Consider the following 5,369-nt stretch of genomic DNA (forward strand, 5'->3'; position numbering starts at 1 on the left):
GCAGCGATGCCCCCCGCATCAAGCGCGCGGCGCCGCCGGTGCGCCAGACCGAGGTCGCCCCGCAGCGCATCGCCAAGGCACTGGCCCGCGCCGGCGTCGGATCGCGCCGCGATATCGAGCGCATGATTGGCGAGGGCCGCATTGCCATCGCCGGCGAGAAACTCACTTCGCCAGCGCTCAACATCACCAGCCTGGCCAATGTCACCGTGGATGGCGAGCCCGTTGCCGGCATCGCGCCGGCCAAGCTCTATCGCTTCCACAAGCCTGCCGGCTTCCTCACCGCCGCGCGCGATCCGGCCGGCCGCCCGACCATTATGGACATTCTCCCGCCCGGCCTGCCCCGCGTTGTCCCCGTCGGCCGGCTGGACATGAACACCGAGGGCCTGCTGCTGCTCACCACCGATGGCGAACTGAAGCGCGCGCTGGAACTGCCGTCATCCCAGGTGCCGCGCGTCTACCGTGTTCGCGCCTTTGGCGAGGTCACGCAGAAGGCACTGGAGGCGCTGGCCGATGGTGTCACCATCGATGGCGTGCACTATGGTTCGATCCTGGCTGATATCGAACGCAAGACCGGCCATAATCTCTGGCTGATCGTCACCATCCGCGAAGGCAAGAACCGCGAGGTGCGCCGCGTGCTCGAACATGTCGGGCTGCAAGTGAACCGGCTGATTCGCGTCGCCTATGGCCCGATCGGCCTTGATGATCTGCCGCCGCGCATGGCCGATGAAATCCCCGATTCCGATGTGGCCCTGCTCAGGTCGATGCTGAAGGCCGCAAGACCGGAGACGCGCTGATGCGGGTGATCTCGGGGCGCTGGCGGGGCCGGGCGCTGAAGGCGCCGGCCGGAGAGGCCACCCGCCCGACCAGCGACCGTGCCCGTGAGGCGATCTTCTCCATGCTCGCCAGCCGGCTTGGCAGCTTCGAGGGGCTCGACGTGCTCGATCTGTTTGCCGGCACCGGCGCGCTCGGCATAGAGGCGCTGTCGCGCGGCGCCGGCAGCGCCTGTTTCGTGGATAGCGACGCCGCTGCTGTGAAGGCGATCAAGGCCAATCTCGCGGCCTTGGGCGCCACCGGCGACGTGCGGCAAGGCCCGGTGGCCAGCCTGGGCCCGGCGCCGCGCGCGCATCATCTGGTGTTTCTCGATCCTCCCTACGGACAGGGCCTGGTCGATCCGGCCCTGACCACCCTACAGGAACGCGGCTGGATCGCACCGGGCGCCATCATCAGCATCGAAACCGCGGCGGGGGACAGCCTCGCCAGCGATTGGGAGCGCTTGGTGGAACGCCGCTTCGGCAAGGCGCTGGTCAGGCTGCTGCGAGCCCCGGCCTGAATCCCTCTCCCCTTGTGGGAGAGGGCGAGAGACGCCGAAAGCGGCCCGGGGTGAGGGGTGTCCGACATCCCGACGTTGTGGCCCCTCACCCCGCCGCGCTGGCGCGCGAGTCGACCCTCTCCCGCAAGGGGAGAGGGTGTTACGCCGCCCGGTCCCGCGCGCGGGGATAGGTGCCGATCAGCTTCACCCAGTTGGTGAAGAAGGCCAGTTCCTCCAACGCCCGCTGGACAGGCGGCTCCTGCGGCGAGCCTTCGATTTCGGCATAGAATTCGGCCTGGCTGAACTTGCCGTCGCGCAGATAGGATTCCAGCTTGGTCATGTTGACGCCGTTGGTGGCAAAGCCGCCCAGCGCCTTGAACAGCGCCGCCGGCACGGATCGCACCTCGAAATTGAAGCTGGTCATGGCCGGAATCCCAAGCGGTGGCACGGCGGCCTCGCGGCTCAGCACCACGAAACGGGTGGTGTTGTGATCGGCGTCTTCCACCCCTTCGGCGAGAATGTTGAGGCCATAAAGCTCCCCCGCCAGCCGGCTGGCGATGGCGCCCACGCTGGCATCACCGTCGCCGGCCACGGCCGCCGCGGCTGCGGCAGTATCGAAATATTGCACCGGCGCGATGCCCCAGGCCCGCAGGTGGCGGCGCACCTGGCCCAGCGCCTGGACATGGCTCTTCACTTCGCGCAAGCTCGCCTTCTCGCCCAGCGCCAGCAGGCAGTGGCGCACCCGCACGAAATGCTCGCCCACGATCGACAGGCCGGATTCGGGGAGCAGGAAATGGATATCGGCCACCCGGCCGTGCAGGCTATTCTCGATGGGGATCATGGCCACGCCGGCGCGGCCGGCCTGCACGGCCTCGATGGCATCTTCAAAACTGGCGCACGGCAGCGGCAGCCGATCCGGGAACGCCTCGCGCACCGCCTGGTGGCTGTAGGCGCCAGGCGCACCCTGGAACGCCACCGCGCGGTCGGGCGCCGCGGCGGCGGCCTCTGCCATGCGATCGACAAGGGCCTGGGCCAGGGGCGGATAGCTGCTGCTCATGACGGTTCGTTATGATAGTGCGCTGCAACAAGCAAATGCTTGCGAGGCTCGGCGATATTGCCTAATCGCTGCGACAGGAAGGCGCAGGCGGGTCAGCCCGGGCGCCGCAACGGAGCCTCGACGTGGACAGCTTTGAGTGGAATAAGATCTTCGGCGGCCTGCTCGCCGGCATGGTGGCCGTGCTGGGCGTTTCGATCGCCAGCGACATGATGTTTGCCCGCCACATGCCGGAAAAGCCCGGTTATGAAATCGCCGGCGTCGAGGAAGCACCGGCCGGTGGCGCTCCCGCCGCCGAAGCCGAAAAGCCTGCCGCGTTCTATCTCGCCAGCGCCGATGTCGCCAAAGGCGAGGCCACCTTCAAGAAGTGCGCAGCATGCCACAACGCCGACAAGGGCGGCGCCAATGGCACCGGCCCCAATCTGTGGGGCGTCGTTGGCCGGCCCATCGCCAGCCATGCCGGCTTCTCCTATTCCGACGCGCTCGCTGCCAAGGTCGGCGGCAAATGGGATTTCGATGCGATCTGGGCGTGGCTGAAGAGCCCCAAGGCCGACGTGCCGGGCAACAAGATGAGCTTCGCCGGCATCAGCAAGCCGGAAGAGCGCGCCGCCGTCATCGCCTGGCTCAACACCAAGAGCGACAGCCCGCTGCCGCTGCCGGCAGCGCCCGCCGAGGAGGCACCGGCCGCCAAATAAGCGCGTCGGGTTTCAAGATGAGGGGCGGTGGCTGCGGCTGCCGCCCCTTTTCGTTGGGTCGGCTGGAAATGGCCTCCGGCGGGCAGGAGCTCGTCCCTGCACCCGTTTATCTTCGAACAGTCCAAAACCGATATGCACCACCAGTTGCAAATCCCTAGTGCATCGCACAATAATGCATTCGGAGGTGTCGCCCAATGTTCATTTTCTGGTGGCAAGGTCGGGGATACCAGACAATCTGGATATTGTTTTTCACACTTTCCCTGTTCGGCGTCGCTGCAACCATCGGGAAGGCCTATATCCCCGACAGCCCATGGTATTGGGGACTTTCGCTCTTTACGGCTGCATTGATCAATTGGAAGCGTGGTTCGACACTCAACGCCAAACGCCTCGCATTGCGTCAGTCAGTTACATTAAGATCCCGGCTCTTCTACAACGCACGCCACCGATTCATGTCAATTCCTATGGAGTCTTTTTCTATTATACTGGCCGCTGCCGGAATATTGATTGCGCTTTGGCCGATAATCCACCGTTGAATTGAACTGCAATTTTCTAGGCAGCTAACTTGGTTCGATGATGGTCGCCTTTGATATAAGCTTGCGCCAATCCAATAAATCGGGCCTGCAAGAAAAAGTCGGCCTGATTTCAGTCTCCTACAGCCCGTAATGCGCCTTCACGACCGCCCAACCTTCCTCGGCGGTCTCGACGAAGTGGAACAGCTTGAGGTCATCCGGCGCGATCACGCCTTCTTCGGCCAGCGCCTCGAAATTCACCACGCGGTTCCAGAAGTCGCGGCCATAGATCAGGATCGGCAGCGGGGCGACCTTGCCGGTCTGCACCAGGGTGAGGAGTTCGAACAGTTCGTCGAAGGTGCCAAAGCCGCCGGGGAAGACGGCGACCGCCTTGGCGCGCATCAGGAAGTGCATCTTCCGGAGCGCGAAATAGTGGAACTGGAAGGACAGGCCCGGCGTCACATAGGGATTGGGCACCTGCTCATGCGGCAGCACGATGTTCATGCCAAGCGACGGCGCGCCGCTTTCCCAGGCGCCGCGGTTGGCGGCTTCCATGATCGAGGGGCCGCCGCCGGAACAGACGGTGAAGCAACGCTTTTCGTCCTTGCAGAAGGTGGAGACCAGCACCGCCAGTTCGCGCGCCACATCGTAATAGCGGGCGTTGCGGGCCAGCCGTTCGGCCGCAGCCTTGCGCTCCGGCGTCGGGGCAGCGTCGATCAGGCCTTGCGCGTTTTCCGGCGCCGGGATGCGGGCCGAGCCGTAGAAGACGAAGGTGGCATGGATGTCAGCCTCGGTGAGCAGCACTTCCGGCTTCATCAATTCCAGCTGGAAACGGACCGGGCGCAGGTCTTCGCGCAGCAGAAAGTCCGTATCCTGGAAGGCGAGGCGATAGGCCGGGTGCTCGGTCTGCGGCACGGCGGTGGGCGTGTTGCCCAGCCGGGCGTCGGCTTCGGCGGTCGGGAAGATCCGGGGCGGCACCGGCGGAGTCATCATCTTCAATTCTCTCTGCAAATCGGTCGCGGGGGATAGGGCAGACGCCTTGGCTTGTCACGCCTGTTTCGTCAGGCCCAGCGCCGCGGTGGCAGCACCCACACTGTCGTATCTCCAGGCCATGTCAGTATGAAGATGGGCGTGCGTGGGGATGTGGAACAGGCCCAGATCGAGGCCCTTCAGGCAGATTTCGGCGGCGCGTTCGGGGCGGATGATGCCCATTTCGGCCGGCCACTTCGACTCATCCTCGCCAAGCCCGGCCGCGGTGAGCCCGGTGTAGACGCCGCCGGGCAGCAGCACATGCACGTCCAGGGGCTTGCCGGCGTTGCGCGCCTCGGTCGCCAGCCATTCGGCCAGGATCAGCACGCCGTGTTTTGACGCGGCATAGAGGCCATTGCCGAAATTCTGGATCGACGGCGGCAGCGACAGGCTGTTTTCCGAACCGGTGATGACGATCCGCGCCCGCCAGCGCCCGGCTTCGGCCGCGGCGACCAGCGCCTGCGCCAGCCGGGTTGGCCCCAGCATGTTGATTTCCCACAGCCGCGCCAGGCCTGGATCATCCAGATCGGCCTTCAGCAGCCGCCGCGTGTAGCCGATGCCGGCATTGGCAAACACCGTATCGAGCCGGCCATGGCGGGCGACCAGCCACTCCACCGCCTGCACGCCGGCGGCGCCATCGGCCAGATCGAGCACCAGCGCCTCGCCGCCGCACAATGTTGCGGTTTCGGCCACGCCGTCGGCGTTGATGTCAGCCGCCGCCACCAGCGCCCCGCGTGCCGCCAGCGCCACGGCCAGCGCCCGCCCGATCCCGC

General features: G+C 65.8%; 7 protein-coding genes. 4 read left to right on the forward strand and 3 right to left on the reverse strand.

The features are described from left to right. Positions 1-794: pseudouridine synthase (locus GJ693_RS13500; RefSeq protein ID WP_235902914.1), on the forward strand; the 794-nt coding region annotated here is incomplete at its 5' end. Next, positions 794-1,330: a 16S rRNA (guanine(966)-N(2))-methyltransferase RsmD gene (rsmD, locus tag GJ693_RS13505; protein ID WP_156256803.1), complete on the forward strand. Its 537-nt coding sequence runs from the start codon at positions 794-796 to the stop codon at positions 1,328-1,330. The genes GJ693_RS13500 and rsmD, both read left to right, overlap by 1 nt. A 139-nt stretch (positions 1,331-1,469) precedes the next feature. On the opposite strand, the gene GJ693_RS13510 is transcribed toward rsmD, so the two are convergent. Beyond that, positions 1,470-2,366: a prephenate dehydratase gene (locus GJ693_RS13510; RefSeq protein ID WP_156256804.1), complete on the reverse strand. Its 897-nt coding sequence runs from the start codon at positions 2,364-2,366 to the stop codon at positions 1,470-1,472. Between the two features lie 122 nt (positions 2,367-2,488). Here GJ693_RS13510 and GJ693_RS13515 point away from each other — a divergent pair, with 122 nt between their 5' ends. Both GJ693_RS13515 and GJ693_RS13520 read left to right on the forward strand, forming a co-directional pair. Continuing rightward, positions 2,489-3,058: a c-type cytochrome gene (locus tag GJ693_RS13515; protein ID WP_235902916.1), complete on the forward strand. Its 570-nt coding sequence runs from the start codon at positions 2,489-2,491 to the stop codon at positions 3,056-3,058. 194 nt (positions 3,059-3,252) lie between these two features. After that, positions 3,253-3,591: a hypothetical protein gene (locus GJ693_RS13520; RefSeq protein WP_156256805.1), complete on the forward strand. Its 339-nt coding sequence runs from the start codon at positions 3,253-3,255 to the stop codon at positions 3,589-3,591. Positions 3,592-3,708: 117 nt separating this feature from the next. Here the strand turns inward: GJ693_RS13520 and GJ693_RS13525 are convergent, their stop codons facing one another. Next, positions 3,709-4,560 (reverse strand): LOG family protein, encoded by an 852-nt coding sequence (locus GJ693_RS13525; protein WP_156256806.1) that lies wholly within the window; start codon positions 4,558-4,560, stop codon positions 3,709-3,711. A gap of 54 nt (positions 4,561-4,614) precedes the next feature. Next, a partial coding sequence (locus tag GJ693_RS13530; protein ID WP_156256807.1) for an SDR family NAD(P)-dependent oxidoreductase occupies positions 4,615-5,369 on the reverse strand: 755 nt, incomplete at its 5' end.

It is taken from the genome of Sandarakinorhabdus oryzae (assembly GCF_009733735.1).
Taxonomy (GTDB): Bacteria; Pseudomonadota; Alphaproteobacteria; order Sphingomonadales; family Sphingomonadaceae; genus Sandarakinorhabdus; species Sandarakinorhabdus oryzae.